Source organism: Nocardiopsis sp. CNT312 (genome assembly GCF_000515115.1).
Classification (GTDB): domain Bacteria; phylum Actinomycetota; class Actinomycetes; order Streptosporangiales; family Streptosporangiaceae; genus Nocardiopsis.
Window position 1 is genome coordinate 215,590 of sequence record NZ_KI911538.1, and the last position, 23,285, is coordinate 238,874.

Consider the following 23,285-nt stretch of genomic DNA (forward strand, 5'->3'; position numbering starts at 1 on the left):
CCGCCCGGCGTCCGAGCCGGAGGCCCGTCCGCCACTCGAACGCGGCGGAGCCTACAGTCCCAGTCCGCGCCCCACGATCTCCTTCATGATCTCGGTGGTGCCGCCGAAGATCGTCTGGACACGGGCGTCCTGCCATGCCCTCGCCACGGGGTATTCCATCATGTACCCGTACCCGCCGTGAAGCTGGAGGCACCGGTCCATGACCCGGTTGCACATCTCGGTGGTCCACCACTTGGCCATGGCGGCGTCCTCGACGGTGAGTTCACCCCGGTTGAGCAGTGCGACCGCACGGTCCACGTACACCTGTCCCAGGTCCACCTCGGTGGCCATCTCGGCCAGGACGAAACGTGAGTTCTGGAAGCGTCCGATCGGTCGGCCGAAGGCGGTGCGCTCCTTGCAGTACTCGATGGTGCGCCGGAGCATCCCCGCGGCGCCCGCGACCGCGCACGTGGCGATCGACAGCCGCTCCTGGGGCAGGTTCTCCATCAGGTGGATGAAGCCCTGCCCTTCCCGGCCGATGAGGTTGCCCACGGGAACGCGCGCGTCGGAGAAGAACAGTTCGGCGGTGTCCTGCGCCTTCATGCCTATCTTGTCGAGGTTGCGGCCGCGCTCGAAGCCGGGTGTGCCCCGCTCCACGGCGATGAGTGAGAAGCCCTGGGCACCCGCTCCGGGACCGGTCCGGCAGACCACGATCACCAGGTCGGCGTTGACGCCGTTGGTGATGAAGGTCTTCTGCCCGTTGAGGACGTACTCGCCGCCCTCGCGCACGGCGGAGGCCGTGATGCCCTGGAGGTCGCTTCCGGTCCCCGGCTCGGTCATGGCGATGGCGGTGATGAGTTCACCGGATGCGAAGCCCGGCAGCCACCGCTTCTTCTGGTCGTCGCTGGTGAGGCCCACCATGTAGGGCGCCATGACGTCGTTCTGGAGGGTGATGCCGAGCCCGCTGGCGCGGGCCCCGGTGATCTCCTCGTTGACGATCTGGTTGTAGCGGTAGTCGTCGGTCCCCGTACCCCCGTACTCCTCCGGGACGCCGTGGCCGAGCAGGCCGACCTCACCGGCCCTCGCCCACACCTTGCGGGGGACGATCCCGTCCCGTTCCCACTCCTCGTGGAAGGGGGCGACCTCGCGGGTGAGGAAGGCGGCCACGCTCTCGCGGAAGAGGTCGTGCTCGGGGCTGAATGCTTCCCGTTTCATGCGCTACTCCGAATACGAACGCGGATCACCTGTGCCCACACGCTAACCGAATCACGTTCGGTTGAGAAGGTGGGGCGACAAGCGCGGGCAAAATCCCTGTTCATCCCGGTGATTCCTGACAAGTCGGTGAACGCCTGGTTCCTAGGGTGGGGGCGCACCCGAGCCGAGGGGGGAGAGCATGGCCCGAGACGAGGCGAGGCCCGGTGGGGCCGGAGGAAGCCGCCGTCGGCGCAGGGAGCACGACGGGGGCCGTATCGCGGTGATCATGGTCGCGCTCATGCTCACGGTCCTGCTCGCGGCCCTGGACCAGACGATCGTCTCCACGGCGCTGCCGACGATCGTGTCCGACCTCGGCGGCCTCAACCACCTGTCCTGGGTGATCACTGCCTACCTGCTCGCCGTCACCGCCAGCACCCCGCTCTGGGGCAAGCTCGGTGACCAGTTCGGCCGCAAGCACCTCTTCCTCGTCTGCATCGCGGTCTTCCTCGCCGGGTCCGCCCTGTGCGGAACCGCACAGAGCATGCTCCAGTTGATCCTGTTCCGGGGCCTCCAGGGCATCGGCGGCGGCGGGCTCATGGTGCTGGCGTCGGCGATCATCGGCGACGTCGTCTCCCCGCGTGAGCGCGGGCGCTACCAGGGCTGGTTCGGCGCGGTCTTCGGCGTGGCCAGTGTGGCGGGCCCGCTGCTAGGCGGGTTCTTCGTCGACCATCTGTCCTGGCGCTGGGTCTTCTACGTCAACCTGCCGATCGGCCTGGTGGCGTTCCTGACCGTCCTGCTGGTCCTGCCCCGCGTCCGGCCCGGGAGCAGGCAGCGTGTCGACTACGCCGGGATCGTCCTCCTCGCGGCGACCGCGGTGTGCGTGACCCTCGTGGCCTCCTGGGGTGGCAGCGTCTACCCCTGGTCCTCACCGGAGGTCATCGGTCTGGGAGCGGCCGCCCTGGTCCTGGGCGCGGGCTGGTGGTGGACCGCCCGACACGCGGATGACCCCGTCATGCCGCTCGGCCTGTTCACCAACCGGGTCATCGCCGCGTCGATGGCCCTCGGGTTCTGCACCGGCTTCGCCATGCTGGGGTCGCTGGCCTTCATCCCCATGTTCCTCCAGGTGGTGCACGGCCTGTCGCCCACGGCCTCCGGGCTGTACCTGCTGCCGATGGTGCTGGGCCTCTTCCTCACCTCGCTCGGGAGCGGGCACCTGATCACCCGCACCGGGCACTACAAGCTCTTCCCCATCGCCGGGATGGTGCTGGTGACGGCAGCGCTGCTCCTCATGTCCACCCTCGGCCCGGACACCCCCGACCCGGTCATGGGTCTGTTCTTCCTCACCCTCGGGGTGGGGCTGGGCCTGGTGATGCAGGTGGTGGTCATCGTCGCGCAGAACGCCGCCGCCTACCGCGACCTGGGGGTCGCCACCTCCTCCGTCACGTTCTTCCGCTCCGTGGGAGGGGCGTTCGGCACCGCGGTCTTCGGATCGGTGTTCGCCGGGCGGCTGGCCGCCAACCTCGCCGCGCGCGCCGATCGGATCGCTCTCCCGGCCGGGGTGAGCGTCGCCGACCTGGAGAGCGACCCGCGCGGTCTCGACCGGCTGTCCCCGCAGACGCAGGCGTCCTTCCTCCAGGCCTACGCCGACGCGATCGACGTCGTCTTCCTGTGCGCGGTGCCCGTCGGGGTCCTCGGGTTCGTCATCGCACTGTGCCTCAGGCAGATCCCGCTGCGCACCACCATCGACGCCCCCGACCTGGACGAGTCGGTCCCTCCGGTGGCCTCCGGGGGCCGCAGCGCCCTCGCGCACGTGGAGCGCGAGGTCTATCGGGCCTGCGGCAGGGAGGGCGCGGACCAGATGTACGAGCGGTTGCGCGAGGCCGCCGGGCTGGAGGTCTCCCCGCACGCGTGCTGGGTGCTGAGCCATCTCGGGGTCACCGGGCCGCTGTGCCCCGACGAGCTGGCGCGGATGTCCGGGATCGCCGCCGACCGCTGGGAGCCCGTACACGCCGAGCTCCTGGAAGCGGGATACCTGGTCGGAGAGGGGGAGCCCTGGACGCTCGGACCGGCCGGCGCGCGGGCGGCGCGGAGCGTCTTCGACGCCCAGCGCACGGCACTGCGCTCCCTGCTGGCCGACTACGCGCCGCAGGAGCACCCGGAGGTGGTCGCCGCCCTGGAGCGGATGACCGCGGACACCCTGGGGGACGAGGGGGACGCCGCGGCCCTGGGCAGGGGGTCCTCCGGGGCCGACTGACCCGGTGGAACGCGGAGAGGGCGTGAAGGGCACTTGTCAGTGCGCCAAAACCGAATACAGTTCGGTTCAGTGATGCCGTCCAGTGCTTGGAGGACCCCGTGGCCGAGGCCTACATCGTCGGCGCAGTACGCACCCCCGTCGGAACCAGGAAGGGCGCGCTGGCTGCCGTGCACCCCGCCGACCTGGGTGCCCACGTACTCAAGGAGCTCGTGACCCGTACAGGGGTCGATCCGTCCGCGGTCGAGGACGTCATCATGGGCTGTGTCTCCCAGGTGGGACCGCAGGCCCTCGACATCGCCCGCACCGCCTGGCTCTCCGCCGGGCTGCCCGAGACCGTTCCCGGCGTCACCATCGACCGCCAGTGCGGCTCCTCCCAGCAGGCCGTGCACTTCGCCGCCCAGGGCGTCATGTCCGGAACCCAGGACCTCGTCGTGGCCTCCGGCGTGGAGAACATGGGCATGGTCCCCATGGGCTCCAACGCCCGGTTCGCCCTCGACCACGGCCTCAGCCTGTTCGGCGACGGCTGGGCCGAGCGCTATGGCTCCCAGGAGATCTCCCAGTTCCGCGGCGCACAGCTCATGGCCGAGAAGTGGGGCTACAGGCGTGAGGACATGGAGAGGTTCGCACTGGAGAGCCATCAGCGTGCGGCCAGAGCCGTCGCCGAGGGCCGCTTCGACGACCAGGTCGCCCCGCTGGCCGGTGTCACCGTGGACGAGGGCGTGCGCCCCGACACCACCCTGGAGAAGATGGCGGGCCTCAAGCCGCTGCGCGAGGGCTGGGACCTGACTGCCGCCGTGGCCAGCCAGGTCTCCGTCGGCGCGGGTGCCGTCCTGCTCGCCTCCGAGGCCGCGGTGGAGCGGCACGGGCTGACCCCGCTGGCTCGGATCGTGCAGTTGTCCCTGGTCGGCGACGACCCGGTGTACATGCTCACTGCCCCGATCCCCGCCACGAGGATCGCGCTGGACAAGGCCGGACTGAGCATCGACGACATCGACGTCATCGAGATCAACGAGGCCTTCGCCCCCGTCCCCATGTCCTGGATCGACGAGCTGGGCGCCGACCCGGCCAAGGTCAACCCCAACGGCGGGGCCATCGCACTGGGCCACCCGCTGGGCGCCACCGGCGCGGTCCTGATGACCAAGCTGGTCAACGAACTGCACCGCTCCGGCGGCCGCTACGGCCTCCAGACCATGTGTGAGGGCGGCGGCCAGGCCAACACCACCGTCATCGAACGGGTCTGAGGCCGACTTCCACCCGTGCGTGGTCGGGAACGCCCTCGGTCACGCACAGGGACGCCGTTCCTGGCGCCGTCCCTCATCCCTGGCGGGGCGGGGGCGGCCGGTACCCGGTGGGTGCGGGCCGGATGTTGTGGTTGCGGTGGAAGAGGTTGTCTGGGTCGAATTCCCGCTTGACCTCGGCCAGGCGTCGGTGGTTGGCCGCTCCGCGCCCGGCCGCGACACGCTCGGAGCCCTCGTCGCCGACGAAGTTGAGGTAGACGTCGCCGGTCCGCCAGGGGGCGGTGTCCTCGCATACGTCGTGCACCCAGTCGCGGGCGCGCCGGTCGTCGGCCGCGTCCTCCCACATGGCCAGCGGGTGCACCGCCCACGCGGAGTGCCGCCACGGCACGGGGTAGTCCGTCTTCGGACGGTCCATCGCGCCACCGAACGGGAAGAGGACGTGCTGGGTCGGGGAGGGGATCGGCATCCCGTAGGCACGGGCGCAGAACCGCTCGATGAACTCGTCCGGCAGCGAGTCCATGTTCTCCACCGACCAGTAGTTGCGGTATCCGGGCGGGTCGTCCAGGGCCTGCTGCGCCTGCGCGTAGGGCATCCCGGCGAGCATCCCGGCCGCCGGTCCCATCTGTGTCAGCGGAGCGGCCAGGTCCCGCAGCATCCGCTCATCGCCCGCACAGGGCAGGACGACCGCGCACACCAGGGTGCCCACCAGTGCGTCGGGGACGAACGGCTCCGGCTGCGCGACCAGGTAGATGACGCCGCCGCCGAGTTCGTCCGGGGCCTGTCCCATCAGGTCGCGGTACGCGCGGACCACGGCGGGACCGTCCTCGGGATGGAAGAAGAGCAGTCCGAGTGAGAAGCTCGGCAGCGGGTGCAGGCGGAAGACCAGCCGGGTGGCGACACCGAAGTTGCCGCCGCCGCCGTGCAGCGCCCAGAACAGCTCCGGGTTCTCTCCCGCCGAGGCGCGCACGCGGTCGCCCCCGGCGGTCACCAGGTCTGCTTCGAGCAGGTTGTCGCAGGCCAGACCGAACTTGCGCTCCAGCCACCCCGACCCTCCGCCGAGCGCGAATCCGGCCACACCGGTGGTCGAGACCCGGCCGCCCGTGGTGGCCAGTCCGAACGGTGCGGTGGCCACGTCCAGGTCGCGCATGAGGGCACCCCCGCCGACCCGGGCCTCCATGGCCTCAGCATCCACCGTCACCGAACGGAGACGGCACAGGTCGATGACCAGGCCGCCGTCGGTGAGCCCCATGCCCGCGACGCTGTGGCCGCCGCCGCGTACGGCGAGTTCCAGCCCCTCCTCGCGTGCGCACTCGACACAGCGCCGCACGTCGTCGACGGACGCGCACTGGGCGATGGCGGCGGGGCGCAGGCCGATCATGCTGTTGAAGACGGATCGGGCGTCCCCGTAACCGGTGTCTCCGGGGGTGAGTACGGGGCCGGTCAGCCCGGAGCGGAGCGCTTCGAGCGCGGGTCCCGACTTCGCCGTCGTGAGCCGGGTCATGGCTCTCCCCTCGCAGTGGCGGGACGGGGACGGTGCCACTCAGGGTGGGTGTGCTGCCCCTCTCCGCCTCCCCTCCAGGCTAGGCCCGGTCCCACCCGTGAGATAAGTCCATTTTGAACGAAAATTGCCGGATCATGCGTGGTCAGTGAGGCGCCGTGCGACCTCTTCCGGGATGCGCTGCCCCCGGGGCGAGCGTCGAAACGTGGGCTTCTCCCGCGGATCGAACAACGCACGAGCCGCAAGCACCGCGAGACGCCCTCTCCCGGGCGGGTCCGCTCGACACCTCGGGAGAGCCGCGGGAACGCCTGGACGGGACCGCCTTCGAGAGGGCCCGCGAGACCGCGGGCCGGGGAGCGCCTCTGGCGGAGCTCGTATCCCAGGGCCGGGGGTCGAACCCACCCGAGCGGCAGGCGGACCACCGAGCGCCTGCGCGGCAAAGGCGACGTCCGCCTGTCCAGCGACCGGATCAAGCAGATGACCAGAGGAGACGAACCGGCCGAACCCTGAGCGTGGGGCGGTGGTCGTGCCGGACCCCGCGCGTCTCGCCGAACTGACCGGGATCTCCTCCAACGCGGGGGCCGGCGAACACCGCTAACCGAGCGCCGGGCCGCCCACGCCCCTCTCCAGGCCCAGCCAGGCGGCCATCGCGGACAGCTCCTCGACCAGCTCGGGCACGGTCTCGGCCGGGGCGTCCTCCTCCAGCGTGAGCTGCCGCGCCAGCAGTACCCCGGCGGCACGGTCCGCCTTGAGGTCCACCCGCGCCACCAGCCGGTCGCCCAGCAGGAACGGCAGCACGTAGTAGCCGTGCACCCGCTTGGCCGCGGGCACGTAGATCTCCAGCCGGTAGCGGAACCCGAACAGCTCCTCGGCGCGGCCGCGCGTCCACACTAGGGAGTCGAACGGGCTGAGCAGGGCGCGCGCCTCCACCCGGCGCGGTAGCCGGGCTCCGGAGTGCAGGTAGGCGGTCCGCTCCCAGCCCTGTACACGCACCGGGACCAGTTCCCCGGCATCCACCAGGTCGGCGACGGCACGCTTGGACGCGGCGGCCTCCAGCCGGAAGTAGTCCCGCAGGCACGGCTCGGTCGCCACCCCGTGAGCTCGGGCCGCGATCGCCACCAGCTCCCGGTGGGCCTCCTCCGGATCGGGAACCGGAGTTCCGTGCAGCCCCGCTGGTAGGACCCGCTCGGTGAGAGCGTAGCGGCGCTCGAACTGGGCATTGCGCCCGTCGGCCATGACGTCGCCCACCCAGAACAGGTACTCCAGGCACCGCTTGACCTCGGACCAGTTCCAGCCCCAGTGCTCCTTGGTGCGGGGGGCGTCGTGGGCCATCGCGGCCTCGACCTCGCGGGCGGTGGCCGGGCCGATCCGGGCCACCTCCTCGTATACCGCCTTGATCAGCTCCGGACTCTCCCGCAGGGCGCCGTCGCGCCAGTCCCGGCCGGCGTTCGCGCGGTTGCGCTCCATCCGGAAGCGCATCAGCTGCCGGGTGGCGGGCGGCACGAGGCTGGCCTCGTGCGCCCAGCACTCCACCAGGCGGGCGGCGCTCCCGCCCGCGCGGCTGGTGACGGCCCGGTCCAGCAGGGCGGTGTCGTAGCCGCCCAGCCGGGCGAACACCGGCAGGTACTGGCTGCGGGCGAGAACGTTCACGCTGTCGATCTGCACCATGCCCACCCTGCGCACCACCCGTGCCAGGTGGGTGAGGGTGGGCCTGCCTCCGGGGCGCGGGTCGGCGAAGCCCTGGGCGGACAGGGCCGCCCGGCGCGCCTGGGCGAGGGAGAGACGCGCGTCGCGGCGCGGGGAGGGTTCTGCCATCCGCCCACGCTAACCGCCGCCTACGACGCTCCGCCCATCCTCCGGTGCCGGTCCGAGACCCACGACGGGCCGGGCCCGGAGGGGCCGATGAGCGGGCCCGGCAGCGACGGGTCGATGACCCCCTCCTCCAGCCAGGTGTAGGAGTCGTCCATCAGACGGCGGGACAGCTTGCCGTCCACTTCGTCGGTGTTGGACCACAGCCCCTCGAACAGGGCGTCCGCGCGCAGCCGCGCCTGGCGGCAGAACACGTCGGCCAGTTCCAGCGGGGTGTCACCGCGCTCGCGGTGGGCGTCGGCGTCGTGGCGGGCGCGTACGATCAGCGCGCTCATCGCGAACAGCTCCGCGCCGATGTCCACGATCCGGCTGAGGAAGCCCTGCTTGGTCTCCATCCGGCCCTGCCACCGCGACATCCCGTAGAACGTGGAACGGGCGAGCCGCCGCGACGCGCGTTCGACGTAGCGCAGGTGCGGGGCGAGCGGACCGAACTCGGCGAACGCGGACGGCCGCTGTCCGCGGCCCACGAGCAGGGTGGGCAGCCACGAGGCGTAGAATCCGCCCGCCCTGGCCAGGGCCCGCGCCTTGTCCGCGCGCTCGGTGTCCGGGTCGACGAGGTCGCCCGCCACCGACAGGTGCGCGTCCACCGCCTCACGCGCGATGAACAGGTGCATGACCTCGGTCGAGCCCTCGAAGATCCGGTTGATCCGCAGGTCGCGGAGCTGCTGCTCGGCGGGGATCCCGCGTTCGCCGCGCGCCGCCAGGGACGCGGCGGTCTCGTAGCCGCGCCCGCCGCGGATCTGGACGAGTTCGTCGGCGATGGCGTAGCCGTGCTCGGACGTCCACATTTTGGCGATCGCCGCCTCGATCCGGATGTCGGTGTGCCCGTCGTCGGCGAGCCGGGAGGAGAGTTCGAGCATGGCCTCCATGGCGTAGGTGGTGGCGGCGATGTAGGAGATCTTCTTGGCGACCTCCTCGTGTCGGCCCACCGGGCGGCCCCACTGGACGCGTTCGCGGGCCCACTCGCGGGCGATCCGGGTCGACCACTTGCCCGCGCCCACGCACAGAGCGGGCAGGGACAGCCGTCCGGTGTTGAGTGTGGACAGGGCGATCCGCAGCCCCTGGCCCTCCTCGCCGACGCGGTGGGAGGCCGGGACGCGCACTCCGTGCAGCCGGGTGAGGCCGTTCTCTATGCCGCGCAGGCCCATGAACCGGTTGCGGTGCTCCACGGTGATGCCGGGTGAGCCGCCCTCGACCACGAAGGCCGTGATGCCGCCCCGGTGCCCGGGCCGCCGGGGCACACGTGCCATGACGACCAGGAGGTCGGCGACCACGCCGTTGGTGGTCCACAGCTTGACCCCGTCGAGGACGTACCCGTCGTCGGTGGGGGTGGCGGTGGTGCGCAGACGCGCCGGATCGCTGCCGACGTCCGGTTCGGTGAGCAGGAAGGCGCTGATGTCTCCGCGGGCGCAGCGCGGCAGGAAGGCCTGTTTCTGCTCCTCGGTGCCGAACATCGAGACGGGCTGGGGGACGCCGATCGACTGGTGCGCGGAGAGCAGGGCGCCGATCGCGGGGGACAGTGCCCCGATCATGGTCAGGGCGCGGTTGTAGTGGAGCTGTCCCAGACCGAGGCCGCCGTACTCGACGGGGATCTTCATGCCGAACGCGCCGATCCCGCGCAGGCCGTCGACGACCTCGTCGGGGATGCGCTCGTCGCGTTCGATGCGCTGGGGGTCGATCCGCCCGCAGAGTTCACGGAGCCGCGTGAGGAAGGCGTCCCCGGCCGCCGCGGCGGTCTCGTCGGGTGCGGTGAGGGGGTGGATCAGGTCCAGGCGGAGCCGTCCCAGGTAGAGCTCCTTGGCGAAGCTCGGCCGGGTCCACTCGCTCTCACGGGCCTGTTCCGCCGTGGCGCGCGCCCGCCGCTCGTCCACGTCGGACGTGTGGGCGGGGGTGGTGCCGGATTCGGTGGTCGGCATGGCGGATCCCCTCGTCGAGGAAAAGGGTCACACGGGTCCGGTGGCTTCCCGTGCCCGCTCTCTTACCCTGGGTGTTGGGATCTGACTCCCGTCGATCCGGTGTGTGACCTGTTCAGCGGCTCTTTCGGAGAAAATCTTGGCGGCGTGCGAACCCTCGGGGGGGTTGGCACGTCCAAGAAGTCGCGGCGCAAGGCGCATGTGCGCCGGGGGTCGCACGACCCTGGTGCGGAGGACGGCCGCACCAGGGTTTCCCCTCGTCCGGGGCGGGTGTCGGTGCCATGCCCTAGCCTTGCCCTGTGCGTATCGCGACATGGAATGTGAACAGCGCCCGTGCCCGGGCCGAGCGGATCGGTGCGTGGCTGGACCGCAGCGACGTCGACGTCCTCGCCGTCCAGGAGACCAAGGCCCGGGACCACCAGTTCCCCGCCTCCGTCTTCACCGACCGCGGCTACGAGGTGGCGCACTTCGGCCTCTCCCAGTGGAACGGTGTCGCGATCGCCTCCCGCGTCGGCTTGGAGGACGTCCGCAAGGGCTTCCCCGGCCAGCCCGGGTACGGGGACCCCGAGGAGGTCGAGGCGCGGGCGATCGGCGCCCTGTGCGGCGGGGTGCGGGTGTGGAGCCTGTACGTGCCCAACGGCCGCGAGGTCGACCATGCCCACTACGCCTACAAACTGCGCTGGCTGGAGGCGCTGCGCGAGACCTCAGCCGCCGACCTGGCCGCCGATCCGGACGCGCCGATCGCCCTCGTGGGCGACTTCAACATCGCGCCCCAGGACGACGACGTGTGGGACATGGCCGAGTTCGAGGGGAGGACCCATGTCACCGCACCCGAGCGGGCCGCCTTTCGCGCCTTGGTCGGCGCCGGTTTCGACGAGGTGGTCCGCGAGTACGCCCCCGGCCCGGGCGTGTACACCTACTGGGACTACAAGGCACTGTCCTTCCCCAAGCGCAAGGGCATGCGCATCGACTTCGTGCTCGCCTCCCCGGCACTGCGCGCCCGGGTCTTCGGCGCCCGCATCGACCGCGAGGAGCGCAAGGGCAAGGGGGCATCCGACCACGCCCCGGTGATCGTCGAACTGGACGGCACGGAGAGCGGAGGGTGAGTGCGCCGCGGATCGCCGTCTTCGGCAGTGTGAACATGGACCTGGCGGCCTACGCCGACCGGATGCCCTCCTCCGGTGAGACCGTCACCGGCACGGAGTTCCGCCAAGCGCCCGGCGGCAAGGGCGCCAACCAGGCCGTCGCCGCCGCCCGCGCGGGCGCCCCCACCTCCTTCCTCGGCGCGGTCGGCCAGGACGCCTTCGGGGACCGCTTGCGCGACAGCCTCGTCGACAGCGGGATCGACGTGTCCGGCCTGCGTACGGTGCCCGGGCCCTCCGGGGTGGCGCACATCGCCGTGGACGGCGGCGGCGACAACCGGATCATCGTGGTCCCGGGCGCCAACGGCGAGGTGCGCGCCGCCTCGGACGGCGACGCGCACATCATCGAGGGCGCCGCGGCACTGCTGCTCCAGCTCGAACTGCCGATGGCGGCGGTCGTGTCCGCGGCGCGCACCGGTGCTGCTCTGGGCGTGCCCGTCCACCTGACCCCGGCCCCCGTCCGCGAGCTGCCCGACGCGCTCCTGGAGTGCGTGGACGTCCTGGTGCCCAACCAGCACGAGGCCGCCGCGCTCACCGGCCGCACCGAGCCGGAGGCGGCCCTGGCGGCGCTGCTGGAGCGGGTGCCGGGGGTGCTGCTCACCCTGGGCGGCGACGGTTCCCTGTTCGGGCGGCGCGGCGCCGAACCGGTGCACGTCCCGGCGCACCGGGTGCGGCCGGTGGACACCACGGCGGCCGGTGACACCTACTGCGGGTCCTTCGCCGTGGCGCGCGCGGAGGGGCGCCCGCTGGAGGAGGCCATGCGCTTCGCCGCGGCCGCGGCCGCGCTGTCGGTGCAGCGGCCGGGGGCGAGCGTGTCGATGCCGACGCGCGCCGAGGTCGAGGCGCTCCTGGCCGGATGATCCGGGCGGAGCGCCCTGCACCGCCCGTCCGGGCGGCGCAGGGCCCCGCGCACTACATGTGTTCGGGGGCCTCCACCCCGAGCAGGTCCAGCCCCTGGACCAGGACCCGCAGAGCCGTCGCGACCAGCGCCAGCCGCGACTCGCGCAGCTCGTCGGTCTCGGCGGTGAGTACCGGGCAGTGCTCGTAGAACGCCGTGAGGGCCTGGGCGAGGTCGAACAGGTACGCGCACAGCCGGTGCGGTTGGAGCAGGTCGCCGACCTGTGCCACGGTCCCGCCGAACGCCAGGAGCTTCAGTGCCAGGTCGCGCTCGGCGGGCTCCCCGACGGTGATGGTGCCGCGCGCCTGCTCCGGGGCCAGCCCGCCCTTGCGGAAGATCGAACGGATCCGCGCCTGCGCGTACTGGAGGTAGGGTCCGGTGTTGCCGGTCAGCGCCAGCATGCGGTCGAAGTCGAACGTGTACTCGGTGTCGTGGGAGACCGACAGGTCCGCGTACTTGACCGCGCCGATGCCCACCGTCTCGGCGATCGCGGCCCGCTCCGCCCCGTCCAGGTCGGGACGGCTTTGGGCGACGACCGCCGAGGCGCGCTCCACGGCCTCCTCAAGCAGCGCCATCAGCCGGATCGACGCGCCGCTGCGGGTGCGCAGGATCTTGCCGTCGGAGCCCAGCACGTTGCCGATCTGCACGTGGACGGTCTCCACGTGCTCGGGCAGCCAGCCGGCCTCGCGTGCCGCCGCCCACACCATCGTGAAGTGCAGGGCCTGCGGGGCACCGACCACGTACACGACGCGGTCCGCCTTGAGGTCGTCCACGCGGTGGCGGACGGTGGCCAGGTCGGTGGTGGCGTAGCCGTAGCCGCCGTCGCTCTTGCGTACGATGAGCGGCACCGGTTTGTCCTCGCGGCCGGTGAACTCGTCGAGGAAGACGCACAGGGCGCCGTCGCTGACCTCGGCGATGCCCTTGGCCTCCAACTCGTCGCACACGTCGGCGAGCATGTGGTTGTAGGTGCTCTCCCCGGCCAGGTCGTCGTCGGTGAGGGTCACCCCGAGCGTGGAGTAGACCCTGTTGAAGTAGGCCCGGGACAGGTCGACCAGCTCGCGCCACAGCCGCAGGGAGTGCTCGTCGCCGCCCTGGAGCGCCACCACGCGTCGGCGGGCGCGCGCGGCGAAGTCGTCGGCCCCGGGACCGGAGGAGTCGAACTTGGCCCGCGCCGCCTGGTAGAAGGCGTTGGGGTCGGTGGTGACCAGGCGTGCCTCGTCGGAGGTCTCGCCGACCTCCAGCAGGTGCTCGATGAGCATGCCGAACGGGGTGCCCCAGTCGCCGATGTGGTTCTGGCGGACGACGTTGTGGCCCAGGAACTCCAGGGTGCGGGCCAGGGAGTCGCCGACCACGGTCGTGCGCAGGTGCCCGACGTGCATCTCCTTGGCCACGTTGGGCGCGGAGTAGTCGAGCGGGATGTTGAGCGTGTCCTGTTCGGGTACGCCCAGGCGGGGGTCGTCGAGCAGGGCGCGGGTCTGTCCGGCGATCCAGTCGTCGCGCAGGGTCAGGTTGATGAAGCCGGGCCCGCTGATCTCGACGCCGCTGCAGACGTCGGCCACGTCCAGGTGCTCCATGATCGCCGCGGACACCTCGCGCGGCTTTCGGCCCAGGCGCTTGGCCAGGGCCAGTGCGGCGTTCGCCTGGTAGTCGGCGAACTGGGACGGGCGGATGACGGGGTCGGTGCCGGCGAACTCGGGGCCGAAGGCGGCTCCGAGGGCGGACTGGACCCGTCGCGAGAGTACTTCCTGCGGGTCGGCCATGCCCCAAGCGTACCGACAGGACCGTGCTTCCCGGCCCGGCCCGCGGGGCGGGCCGGCGTCCGCCGCGGGCCCCGGCTCAGCGCTCCTCGGTTTGGGCGAGCCGGTGCAGCCAGCTCGGCGGCCGGTGCTGCACGCGGCGGCGGATCCGCTCGCCGACGCGGCCCGTCGCCAGGTCGTGCGCCAACTGGCAGGCGCGTGCGACGCCCCGGGCCCGGCTGGCGCCGTGGGCGATCACCACGGTGCCGTTGAGCCCCAGGAGGGCGGCGCCGCCGTAGGTCTCGCTGTCCAGGCGGGCGCGCAGTTCGCCCAGCGCCCTGCGCTGGAGCAGCGCGCCCGCCTTGGCGCTCCACGACGACGTGAACGCCTCGCGCAGTGCCGCCATGGTGAACGCCGCGGTGCCCTCGACCGTCTTCAGGGCCACGTTCCCGGTGTGCCCGTCGGCTACCACCACGTCCACCACGCGGGACATGAGGTCGTGGCCTTCGACGTTGCCGAGGAAGTCCAGGGACCGGGAGTCGTCGTCGGAGGCGGCTGTCAGCAGTTCCGCCGCCCGGCGGGTCAGTTTGTTGCCCTTGCCCGGTTCCGAACCGATGGTGAGCAGTCCCACACGCGGCTGCTCGACACCGAAGGCGGTCTGTGCGTAGGCGCACCCCAGGTGGGCGAACTGGACGAGCATCTCCGGTTTGGCGTCGGCGTTGGCGCCCGCGTCCACCAGGATCGTCGGGGTCTCTCCCGTGGGAAGGGGGACGGCTAGCGCGGGGCGCAGCACCCCCGGCTGTGTGCGCAGCCGCACTGTGGAGGTGGCCACGATGCCGCCGGTGGACCCGGCCGAGACCAGGGCGTCGGCGTCGCCGCGCCGGATCAGGCGGCAGGCGACGGCGGCGCTGGAGCGGGGCCGCCGCCAACTGGCCAGTGCTCCCTCGTGCATGGCCAGGCTGTCCTCGGAGTGCACGACGGGCACCTCCTTGAGGGCGTCCTCCCGGGCGAGGAGCTCCGCGATCTGCGACCGCCGCCCGACCAGGACGACGCGCAGGCCCAGTTCCCGCACGGCCAGCACGGCGCCCCTGACGATCTCCTCGGGGGCGTGGTCGCCGCCCATGGCGTCCACCGCGATCATCGGCGGGACCGCGGGTGTCGGGGCGGTCGTATCGGGTGTGTCCGCGTCGGATGTACCGCTCAACTCGAGTGCCCTTCACGGGTGGGTGCGGTGGTCGGGTGACCGCGGACGGGCCTCCGGCCCGGCCCCGCGGTGCCTCGGAGCCCGCGGGGAACACGGGCCGACCTGGTGTGATCGGCCCCGGCCACGTTATCGGGTTCTGAGGTCTTGGTTGGGGATGTACGTAGTGGCATGCGAAGATGATGGCTGCATGTCTGGTTCTTAGTGCCGGGCATCGTGCGTGCCGAGTACCCGATGGGTATAAAGCCCCTGATAGGGGGTATACCCGGCCCTTGGTGCGGTCTTCCGACAAGATCACCGGACCGGTGTGATCATCACACAGTTTTCCGTATGCAAGGCGGTCCGCCGGTGACCCGTGAACCGGAACCGCCCGATCAGGGCTGCCTGCGCCGCCGCACGGCGCGGCCCTGCTGACATGTAGGAGAGGAGAGGCGTGAGCGTAACGCCAGACGCGGCACTGTCCCCGTCCGCCGGACGTCGGTTTCGTGCCTACACGACGAAACACCTCGACGAGCTCACGGCGCGAGCAGGACTCGCCGCAGACGAGCGGCTGGCCGTGCAGGCGGTGGCCACCGTGCTTCCGTTCCGGGTCAACAGCTACGTCATCGACGAGCTCATCGACTGGGATGCCGCGCCCGACGACCCGATCTACCGACTCGTCTTTCCACAGGCCGACATGCTGCCCTCCGGCGATGTCGCCAGGATCGCCGATCTGATCCGCTCCGGTGCCTCCCGTAAGGAGCTCAACGAAGCCGCCAACGGGATCCGTGCCGAGCTCAACCCGCACCCGGCGGGCCAGATGGAGCTCAACGTCCCCAAGGTCGGCAATGAGGAGCCGATCCCCGGGGTCCAGCACAAGTACAAGGAGACGGTGCTCTTCTTCCCCAAACAGGGGCAGACGTGCCACGCGTACTGCACCTACTGCTTCCGCTGGGCCCAGTTCGTCGGTGACGCGGACCTGAAGTTCGCCTCCAGTGACATCGACCAGCTCGTCGAGTACGTCACGTCCCACCCCGAGGTCACCAGCGTCCTCTTCACCGGCGGCGACCCCATGATCATGGGTGAGGGCGTGATCTCCCGGTACATCGAGCCGTTGCTGGAGATCGAGCACCTGGAGGCCATCCGTATCGGGACGAAGGCGCTCGCCTACTGGCCACAGCGCTTCGTGACCGACCCCGACGCCGACGACACCCTGCGCCTGTTCGAGAAGGTCGTCGCCTCGGGCAAGAACCTCGCGTTCATGGCCCATTTCTCGCACCCCAACGAGATGGCTCCGGAGCTGGTGCAGGAGGCCGTGCGCCGCATCCGGAACACGGGGGCGGTCATCCGGACCCAGGCGCCGCTGATTCGCACGATCAACGACGACTCGGCCACGTGGGAGAGCATGTGGCGCACCCACCTGCGCCACGGGATGGTCCCCTACTACATGTTCGTCGAGCGCGACACGGGCCCGCAGGACTACTTCGCGGTGCCCCTGGCCGAGGCCTACGAGATCTTCCAGGGTGCGTACAAGAACGTGTCCGGCCTGGCGCGTACGGTGCGGGGCCCGTCGATGTCGGCGACACCGGGCAAGGTGTGCGTGGACGGGGTGGTCGAGGTGGGGGGCGAGAAGCTGTTCGTCCTGCACTTCATCCAGGCCCGCGACGCCGAACTGGTGGGCAAGCCCTTCTTCGCCAAGTACGACGAGAAGGCCGCGTGGCTGTTCGACCTCAAGCCCGCGCTCGGGGCGACCCACTTCCCGTGGGAGGACGCGCCGCCCGTCGGACCCGGTGGCGCGGTGATCGACCCCACCCGCCTGTAGGCGCACACCAGCGGAGACCACGGAGCCCGGCACCGGTGCGGTGCCGGGCTCCTCGCGTGCCGTGGGGCCCGGGGCCGCCGGGGAGTGGGATGGGTCGGCGGCCGACAGGCCGGGCACGCCCCTGGGTGGCTCGGGAGGGCGCGTCCGGTACGGGAGCGGCCTCAGGTGAGCAGGGCGTCGAACTCCCCGGTCTTGGCTCCCATGACGAAGGCCTCGATCTCGGCGGGCGTGTAGACGAGCGCGGGCCCCTGGGGGTCGCGGGAGTTGCGCACCGCGATGTCACCGCACGGCAGCGTGGCCACCTCGACGCAATTGCCGTTGGGGTTGCTCCAACTGCTCTTCGTCCATGTGACCTTCGGCAGGCGGTCGGCGGGGACGCCGTTGTAGATCGAGTGCAATTCAACCTCCTGGAGCTTCGGCGGACGTGTGAGCGGGTGTGTCCTTACGCGGTCGTCCAGATGCCGCCCGCGGCCCGGGAAGCGCGGTCTCTCAAGGCATCCGCGTCCCTGCTACGAGGCCAAAGCGTATCCCATGCACGTGCATATGTGCTTACATCGGTAAGTACATGGCAGAAAACCGGGCGTGATGCGAACACTTCGTCGCATGTCACACATGGTGGAACCGAGCGCCGAGTGTGTTCGGGTGGGGCGATCGTTCTCGTTCCGTGGCCGAACAAGGCCGATTCCGAACCCCCCGGCCCGGCGGCGGTGTCCCACGGGTGGGTGCCGTGCACGGGGCCGGTCACCTCGGGGGCCCGTCTGGGCGCGCACGAGAACGGCCCCCGCCGTGGGCGGGGGCCGCGTGGTGAGGCGGGGCGCGTCAGCCGCCGTAGCGCGAGAGGAACTCCCGCAGGATGTCCTCCGTCTCCTCGGGCCGCGGGGCCTGGGTGGCGAGGTTGTCCATCGTCAGCGCGTAGCCGTGGGTGTCGTTGTACTTGTCGAAGTACAGGGCGCTGTTCAACTGCTCCAGGTAGACCACGTCCGGCAGCTGCGGGGTGGGGAAGCGCAGGATGCTGAAGGGGCCGCCGGCCGCGGGGTGGCCGCCCATCGCGAAGGTGGCCACCTGGATGGTGATGTTGGGCAGTCTGCCCATCTCGATGAGGTGCTCGATCTGCCCGCGCATGATCTCCGGGGAGCCGTAGGGCCGGTGCAGGACCGCCTCGTCGATGACGGCCCACAGACGGGGCGCCCCCGCCGTGGTGAAGCGCTGCTGGCGGCGCATGCGCATCTCGACCCTGTGGTCGATGTCCTCCGTGGCCGTGGTCGTGGTCGACAGGCGGATCACCGACCGGGCGTAGCCCTCGCTCTGGAGCAGGCCCGGCACGAACTGGACCTCGTAGGTGCGGATGCCCGAGGCCGCCTCCTCCAGTCCGACGTAGATGCCGAACCAGTCGGGGAGGACGTCGCCGTACCTGTGCCACCACCCCTGGGCGTTGGCACTGGAGACGAGGCCGAGGAGGGCCTCGCGCTGCTTGGGGTCGTCCACCCCGTACAGCCGCAGCAGGTCGTCCACGTCCCGTGGTTTGAAGCTGACCTGGCCGAGTTCCATCCTGCTGATCTTGGCGTGCGAGGCACGGATGGCGTACCCGGCGTCCTCGCGGGAGATCCTCTTCTCCTGGCGGAGTCTGCGCAGTTGGCCGCCCAAGAGAATGCGCAGCACGGTGGGGCCACCGCTGGAATTGGCCAGAAAGTCCTGGGTGACCTGCAGTTTCAAGGCCTGGTCGCCGGCCACGTCGCCCTCCCTGTAGCGGCTTCTGAGCTCGCGACGGCTCAGTTAGCGGCTTCTGAGGTCGCGGGCGGCCCAGTATACCGAGGTCGCGAAAGTGTGAACAGGGTGGAACGATTCTCGTTTTGCGGCTGGCTGAACTCAGTGGTCCCCGTGTCACCACTTGTGCTTGTCGGTGAATTGGTGGCCACAGGATCTACCGTTTGACCCCCTTCGTCCTATAGTCTTGGCCAACGTTGATCTGCACGTGCATACGTAACTTACAAATGTAAGGAACGCTCACTGTGTCGGATCTGGCCGCGTGACCCGACATCACATCGTGAGGACCGTGATGAACGCAGAGCTGGTGCCCTCGGAAGTCGCCACCGGGGCATCCTGGAGCCGTCCACCACTGGTGGAAGCGTCCGGTGCCGTTCTCGGAGGATGGTGGGAGGCCGCGCTGGGCCGGATCGGTGTGGGAGAGTGCGCGCGAACGCCCGAGGTCGTGGCTCGGGCGTTCGCGTCCACCCCCGACTCGGTCCGGGGGGCGCGCGCTCTCGCGGCCGAGACCGCCGCGGAGTGGGGGATGCGGGGCGTCGCCGAGGACCTGCGGCTGATCATCTCCGAGTTCGTCGGCAACTCGTGTCGGCACGCGGCCCCCGGGCGGCGTTCACGGCTGGCGGCCCCGGTCCTGGTGCAGCTGAGGCTGCTGGCCCTGTCGCATCAGGTGGTGTGCATGGTTGCTGACACCGATGAGCGGGGCCCCGTACGGGTCGACGCCCACCACTTCGCGGAGTCGGGGCGCGGGCTGGGCCTGGTCAGCGCTTTCAGCAGTGAATGGGGATGGGAGCGGATCCCCGGTGAAGGAAAGGTCGTCTGGGCGATTTGTTCCTCTGATGCGTAAGTCGTCCTTTATCTTGCTCGGATAAGCTGCATTCATCCCGCTGGGGGGATCGGCACCACCGCTCGGGCGGAGTAGGCTGTCACTGCATATCGGCATTCGACCGATGCATCATGACAAGCGAATTCCTTACCTTTCGAGCCCGGGAGCGTGGCGTGACCGTGCTGGACACGGAGCGGGGACGGTTCGTCTGCGGTGGGACCACCGTCGTCGAACTGGACGGTGAGATCGACATGGCCACGGCGGACCACGTGTTCGCCCGACTGTCGTCCTCGGTGTCGACCGAGTGCGCGGTCGCGGACCTGTCCCTGGTGGAGTTCATCGACGCCTCGGGGGTCAACGCCCTGCTCGCGGCGCAGCGCGTGGCCACCCGGTCCCGGCACCACCTGGTCCTGGCCTGCCCGCCGCGCCAGTTGACCCGCATCCTCGACGTACTGTCCCTGCATCCCCTCCTGCCCACGCACGCCGACGTCGCCGCCGCCTGCGCGGCGCACGGCCGCGCCGTCACCGAGCCCCGCTGACACCGCCGGGCGCTCACGTGCGAGGGACGCGCCGGGGGAGCCGGACACGCCCCTCAGGCGCGGAAACCGCTATTCGACGGTCACGCTCTTGGCCAGGTTGCGCGGCTGGTCCACGTCGTTGCCCTTGGCCAGCGCCAGCTCGCACGCGAATACCTGCATCGGGATCGTCGACACGATCGGCTGCAACAGGGTCGGTACCGCGGGAATCTCGATGAGCGTGTCGGAGTAGGGCCGCACCGACTCGTCGCCCTCCTCAGCGATGACGATCGTGCGGGCGCCGCGGGCGCGCACCTCCTGGATGTTCGACACGATCTTGTCGTGCAGCACCCCGCGACCCTTGGGCGAGGGCACCACCACGACCACCGGAAGGCCCTCCTCGATGAGCGCGATCGGTCCGTGCTTGAGCTCGCCGGCGGCGAACGCCTCCGCGTGCATGTACGCCAGCTCCTTGAGCTTGAGCGCGCCCTCCAGGGCCACCGGGTATCCCACGTGGCGGCCCAGGAAGAGCACCGTGCGGGCGTCGGCCAGCGACCGCGCCAGCTCGCGCACCGGTTCCACCGTCTCCAGGACCCGCTCGACCTGGTCCGGCATGGTGGCGAGCTGCCCGATCACCGCGTCGATCTCGTCGTCGAACTTCATCCTGCGCACCTGCGCCAGGTACAGGCCGACGAGATAGCAGGCGGCCAACTGGGTGAGGAAGGTCTTCGTGGCGGCCACGCCGACCTCCGGGCCCGCGTGCGTGTACAGCACGCCGTCGGACTCGCGCGGGATCGTGGAACCGTTCACGTTGCAGATCGCCAGGACCCGGGCGCGCTGCTCGCGGGCATAGCGCACCGCCATCAGCGTGTCCATGCTCTCGCCGGACTGGGAGATGGCGATGACCAGGGTCTGCTGGTCCAGGATCGGGTCGCGGTAGCGGAACTCGCTGGCCACCTCGACCTCGCACGGGATCCGGCACCAGTGCTCGATGGCGTACTTGGCGATGAGGCCGGCGTGGTAGGACGTGCCGCACGCGATGATGACGATCTTCTCGACGGTGCGCAGTTGCTGCGGGGTCAGGCGCATCTCGTCCAGGGCCAGGCGCCCGTCGGCGGTCACCCGGCCCAGCAGGGTGTCGGCGACCGCGCGCGGCTGCTCCACGATCTCCTTGAGCATGAAGTACTCGTAGCCGTCCTTCTCGGCGGCGGAGGCGTCCCAGTCCACGTGGTACTCGTTCACGTCGACCGGTGCGCCGTCGTAGTCGGTGACCGCCACGGAGTCCGCACGCAGCTCCACGACCTGGTCCTGTCCCAGCTCGACGGCCTCGCGGGTGTGGGCGATGAACGCCGCGACGTCGCTGGCCAGGAAGTTCTCACCTTCGCCGCGGCCGACGACCAGCGGGGAGTTGCGGCGGGCGGCGACCACCAGGCCGGGATCCTCCACCGAGGTCGCCACGAGGGTGAAGGCGCCCTCCAGGCGGCGGCACACGGCGCGCATCGCGGCGGCCAGGTCGCGGTCGCCGCGCCGCTTCAGCTCGGTGCTGAGCAGGTGGGCCGCCACCTCGGTGTCCGTCTCGGAGACGAACTTGCAGCCCGCCTCCTCAAGTTCCTCGCGCAGTGCGGCGAAGTTCTCGATGATGCCGTTGTGCACCACGGCGAGCCGGTGGTCGTTGTCCACGTGGGGGTGGGCGTTGACGTCGTTGGGCGCACCGTGCGTCGCCCAGCGCGTGTGGCCGATCCCCGCGCCGTCGCCCTCCACCGGATGGTTCTCCAGCGCTTGGCGCAGGTTGGCGAGCTTGCCCGCCCGCTTCTCCGTGTGCAGGGCGCCTCCGCCCTGCACGGCGACACCCGCGGAGTCGTATCCGCGGTACTCCAGCCTCGCGAGGCCGTTCACGACGACATCCAGCGCCGGTTGCGGCCCGACGTAGCCCACGATTCCGCACATGGGCGCAAGACTAGGTGAAACCGGACAGGAAATCGACCAACCAGTGCCTCATACCAATGGATGTTTTCCCAGGTAACGGTATAGACCATTTGGTGTATCAGGGGTAGACCGCGCAGGTGGGGGAGGTGCGGGGATGCGAAGTGGAACACCGTTCTGTGCCGCTGGGCCACCGAAAAAAACCTTCGGCGACACGGACATGAACGTAGGGTTTCACTCCCGTTCCCCTCCCCGTTCACGCAAGATCCGAAACTAGGGGGTACCCAGCTGCGCGGAGCGCGACAGTGCCTCGTCTAGGGTGGGCAACCGTGTCTTACACGACGAAGAACGGCGTCTCCTCGCCGTACGTGGAGCTCGACAGAGAGCAGTGGGCCGCCCTGCGGGCCAACACGCCGCTCTCGCTGACCGAGGCCGACCTGGCCGCCGTGCGCGGCACCACCGACCCCACGTCCCTGGAGGACGTGCGGGACATCTACCTGCCCCTGTCGCGTCTGCTCAACCTCTACGTGGGCGCCACCCAGCAGCGGCACGCGGCCGTGCGCGCGTTCCTCGCGGAAGACGCCCGCCCCTCCCCGTTCATCATCGGGGTAGCGGGAAGCGTCGCCGTCGGCAAGTCGACCACGGCCCGCCTCCTGCGCTCCCTGCTCGCCCAGTGGCCCGACCACCCCGACGTGGAACTGGTGAGCACGGACAACTTCCTCAACCCGAACTCCGTGCTGGAGTCGCGCGGCCTGATGCGCCGCAAGGGCTTCCCCGAGAGCTACGACCGCCGCGCGCTGGTGCGGTTCGTGTCGGAGATGAAGGCGGGTGCCGAGCGCATCGACATCCCCGTCTACTCCCACCTGGCCTACGACATCGTCCCGGGTCTGACCCAGACCGTCTCGCGCCCGGACATCCTCATCGTCGAGGGCATCAACGTCCTCCAGCCCGCTGTCCCCGGGCGCCTGGCCGTCGCCGACTTCTTCGACTTCTCCATCTACGTCGACGCCAAGGTCGAGAACATCCGCGGCTGGTACCTCGACCGCTTCCGGGAACTGCGCCGTACCGCGTTCGCCGATCCGCGGTCCTACTTCCACCACATGGCGACCAACTACGACGAGGGCGAGGCATTGGACTTCGCCGCCAACACCTGGCGCACCATCAACGAGATCAACCTCGTGGAGAACATCATCCCCACCCGGGGGCGGGCCACACTGGTCCTGTACAAGGGCGACCAGCACCGCGTCCAGCGGGTGCGTCTGCGCAAGACCTGACGGCACCGCGTCCCCGTGGAATCCCCCCACAGGGCCCCAGGGACGCGAGCCTATGGGCTCGGCCGGTGTCCGCGGCGTTCCCAGGCCGCAGAAACCGTTCCTGAGGTTGAGGCCCGGGAAACGCGCCGGCGGGAGACGCCTGGGAGGCGTGCGGCATCCCGTTGACTCGCTCCGGCCTCCTTGCGTGCCGCTACCGCGTTGACGAGGGCTTCCTTCCCGCGCGCCCTGTCCTGGACCCGGCGGGACCGGGCCGCCCGAGCTTC

General features: G+C 70.6%; 17 protein-coding genes. 8 read left to right on the forward strand and 9 right to left on the reverse strand.

The window, feature by feature from the left end:
• Positions 1-51: 51 nt before the first annotated feature.
• Complete coding sequence (locus B042_RS0121255) at positions 52-1,194, reverse strand: acyl-CoA dehydrogenase family protein (protein WP_028650046.1); 1,143 nt, start codon at positions 1,192-1,194, stop codon at positions 52-54.
• Positions 1,195-1,372: 178 nt separating this feature from the next.
• Between B042_RS0121255 and B042_RS0121260 the strand changes: the two genes are divergently transcribed.
• Together B042_RS0121260 and B042_RS0121265 are read left to right on the forward strand one after the other, a co-directional pair.
• Positions 1,373-3,427: an MDR family MFS transporter gene (locus B042_RS0121260; RefSeq protein WP_028650047.1), complete on the forward strand. Its 2,055-nt coding sequence runs from the start codon at positions 1,373-1,375 to the stop codon at positions 3,425-3,427.
• A gap of 98 nt (positions 3,428-3,525) precedes the next feature.
• Positions 3,526-4,668 carry an acetyl-CoA C-acetyltransferase gene (locus B042_RS0121265; protein WP_028650048.1) on the forward strand — a complete coding sequence of 381 codons (1,143 nt, stop codon included), beginning with the start codon at positions 3,526-3,528 and terminating at the stop codon, positions 4,666-4,668.
• 73 nt (positions 4,669-4,741) lie between these two features.
• Here B042_RS0121265 and B042_RS0121270 read toward each other — a convergent pair whose 3' ends face one another.
• From B042_RS0121270 to B042_RS0121280, 3 genes are all read right to left on the reverse strand, one after another.
• Complete coding sequence (locus tag B042_RS0121270) at positions 4,742-6,166, reverse strand: FAD-binding oxidoreductase (RefSeq protein WP_028650049.1); 1,425 nt, start codon at positions 6,164-6,166, stop codon at positions 4,742-4,744.
• Positions 6,167-6,757: 591 nt separating this feature from the next.
• Positions 6,758-7,978: a winged helix-turn-helix domain-containing protein gene (locus B042_RS0121275; protein WP_028650050.1), complete on the reverse strand. Its 1,221-nt coding sequence runs from the start codon at positions 7,976-7,978 to the stop codon at positions 6,758-6,760.
• Between the two features lie 20 nt (positions 7,979-7,998).
• Positions 7,999-9,948: an acyl-CoA dehydrogenase family protein gene (locus B042_RS0121280; protein WP_028650051.1), complete on the reverse strand. Its 1,950-nt coding sequence runs from the start codon at positions 9,946-9,948 to the stop codon at positions 7,999-8,001.
• Positions 9,949-10,244: 296 nt separating this feature from the next.
• On the opposite strand from B042_RS0121280, the gene B042_RS0121285 reads away from it, so the two are divergent.
• Both B042_RS0121285 and B042_RS0121290 read left to right on the forward strand, forming a co-directional pair.
• Positions 10,245-11,051, forward strand: coding sequence for an exodeoxyribonuclease III (locus B042_RS0121285; RefSeq protein WP_081748925.1), 807 nt, complete (start codon positions 10,245-10,247; stop codon positions 11,049-11,051).
• Entirely contained in the window at positions 11,048-11,947 is a 900-nt protein-coding gene (locus tag B042_RS0121290) for a ribokinase (protein WP_028650053.1), read from the forward strand. The genes B042_RS0121285 and B042_RS0121290 overlap by 4 nt, the downstream gene beginning before the upstream one ends.
• 52 nt (positions 11,948-11,999) lie before the next feature.
• Here B042_RS0121290 and argS read toward each other — a convergent pair whose 3' ends face one another.
• Together argS and plsX are read right to left on the reverse strand one after the other, a co-directional pair.
• Positions 12,000-13,745, reverse strand: a complete 1,746-nt coding sequence (gene argS, locus B042_RS0121295; protein WP_028650054.1) for an arginine--tRNA ligase — start codon at positions 13,743-13,745, stop codon at positions 12,000-12,002.
• A 76-nt stretch (positions 13,746-13,821) separates the two neighbouring features.
• Positions 13,822-14,925 (reverse strand): phosphate acyltransferase PlsX, encoded by a 1,104-nt coding sequence (gene plsX, locus B042_RS0121300; protein WP_028650055.1) that lies wholly within the window; start codon positions 14,923-14,925, stop codon positions 13,822-13,824.
• 430 nt (positions 14,926-15,355) lie between these two features.
• Here plsX and B042_RS0121305 point away from each other — a divergent pair, with 430 nt between their 5' ends.
• Positions 15,356-16,723 (forward strand): KamA family radical SAM protein, encoded by a 1,368-nt coding sequence (locus B042_RS0121305; protein ID WP_081748926.1) that lies wholly within the window; start codon positions 15,356-15,358, stop codon positions 16,721-16,723.
• A gap of 161 nt (positions 16,724-16,884) precedes the next feature.
• Here B042_RS0121305 and B042_RS0121310 read toward each other — a convergent pair whose 3' ends face one another.
• Both B042_RS0121310 and B042_RS0121315 read right to left on the reverse strand, forming a co-directional pair.
• Entirely contained in the window at positions 16,885-17,121 is a 237-nt protein-coding gene (locus tag B042_RS0121310) for a DUF397 domain-containing protein (protein ID WP_028650057.1), read from the reverse strand.
• Between the two features lie 421 nt (positions 17,122-17,542).
• Positions 17,543-18,430 (reverse strand): helix-turn-helix transcriptional regulator, encoded by an 888-nt coding sequence (locus tag B042_RS0121315; RefSeq protein WP_028650058.1) that lies wholly within the window; start codon positions 18,428-18,430, stop codon positions 17,543-17,545.
• Positions 18,431-18,779: 349 nt separating this feature from the next.
• Between B042_RS0121315 and B042_RS0121320 the strand changes: the two genes are divergently transcribed.
• Positions 18,780-19,331 carry an ATP-binding protein gene (locus tag B042_RS0121320; RefSeq protein ID WP_028650059.1) on the forward strand — a complete coding sequence of 184 codons (552 nt, stop codon included), beginning with the start codon at positions 18,780-18,782 and terminating at the stop codon, positions 19,329-19,331.
• 152 nt (positions 19,332-19,483) lie between these two features.
• The gene (locus B042_RS0121325) at positions 19,484-19,849 is read left to right on the forward strand and encodes an STAS domain-containing protein (RefSeq protein WP_028650060.1); all 366 of its coding nucleotides are present in this window, start codon (positions 19,484-19,486) and stop codon (positions 19,847-19,849) included.
• 69 nt (positions 19,850-19,918) lie between these two features.
• On the opposite strand, the gene glmS is transcribed toward B042_RS0121325, so the two are convergent.
• Entirely contained in the window at positions 19,919-21,772 is a 1,854-nt protein-coding gene (gene glmS / locus B042_RS0121330; RefSeq protein ID WP_081748927.1) for a glutamine--fructose-6-phosphate transaminase (isomerizing), read from the reverse strand.
• Positions 21,773-22,116: 344 nt separating this feature from the next.
• Between glmS and coaA the strand changes: the two genes are divergently transcribed.
• Positions 22,117-23,022 (forward strand): type I pantothenate kinase, encoded by a 906-nt coding sequence (gene coaA, locus B042_RS0121335; RefSeq protein WP_028650062.1) that lies wholly within the window; start codon positions 22,117-22,119, stop codon positions 23,020-23,022.
• Positions 23,023-23,285: the final 263 nt, after the last annotated feature.

Coding starts and splice junctions, on each gene's coding strand:
- B042_RS0121280 (WP_028650051.1), bottom strand. CDS start 9,948: ATGCCGACCACCGAATCCGGCACCACCCCCGCCCACACGTCCGACGTG.
- B042_RS0121260 (WP_028650047.1), top strand. CDS start 1,373: ATGGCCCGAGACGAGGCGAGGCCCGGTGGGGCCGGAGGAAGCCGCCGT.
- glmS (WP_081748927.1), bottom strand. CDS start 21,772: ATGTGCGGAATCGTGGGCTACGTCGGGCCGCAACCGGCGCTGGATGTC.
- argS (WP_028650054.1), bottom strand. CDS start 13,745: ATGGCCGACCCGCAGGAAGTACTCTCGCGACGGGTCCAGTCCGCCCTC.
- B042_RS0121320 (WP_028650059.1), top strand. CDS start 18,780: ATGAACGCAGAGCTGGTGCCCTCGGAAGTCGCCACCGGGGCATCCTGG.
- B042_RS0121270 (WP_028650049.1), bottom strand. CDS start 6,166: ATGACCCGGCTCACGACGGCGAAGTCGGGACCCGCGCTCGAAGCGCTC.
- B042_RS0121275 (WP_028650050.1), bottom strand. CDS start 7,978: ATGGCAGAACCCTCCCCGCGCCGCGACGCGCGTCTCTCCCTCGCCCAG.
- B042_RS0121255 (WP_028650046.1), bottom strand. CDS start 1,194: ATGAAACGGGAAGCATTCAGCCCCGAGCACGACCTCTTCCGCGAGAGC.